The organism is Pseudomonas sp. IPO3778, assembly GCF_013386825.1.
Lineage (GTDB): Bacteria > Pseudomonadota > Gammaproteobacteria > Pseudomonadales > Pseudomonadaceae > Aquipseudomonas.
In genome coordinates this window covers 1-329 of record NZ_JACARC010000153.1, presented here as the reverse complement: position 1 = coordinate 329, position 329 = coordinate 1, and the positions used below count along the sequence as shown (strand labels likewise).

General features: G+C 49.8%; 1 pseudogene. It reads left to right on the top strand.

Annotated features, from left to right (window positions below):
* A pseudogene (locus HX855_RS32990) lies at positions 1–329 on the top strand (hypothetical protein); the annotation flags it as partial.

The following is a 329-nucleotide window of genomic DNA, read 5'->3' as shown; positions in this document are numbered from 1 at the left end:
CGCCAGTACCTTGCCCTGATCGAAAAAGACCGGGACCGCAGTAGCGGAAACGAAATCCGAGCACGAGAAGACTTCGCTACGTTGCTAGGAGAGGCGAACCAGGCACTATTAATGGCAAGCCTTTATCGCCAAATAGAGCAGATGGATGTGTCCAAGAAAGGCTTCAACACATCAAGCCTGATGCATCGAATTCTAAACGACGCCTTTTCCACAAAGGCGACGAAGAGAGGCCAGGAAGCAGGCAAGGGCAACCGTAATCCCAGCTCAAAAATACAGTCAGACACCATGGATAGAAGGGCAAAAATTAAGGCAGCAGCTGAGCAAATCAT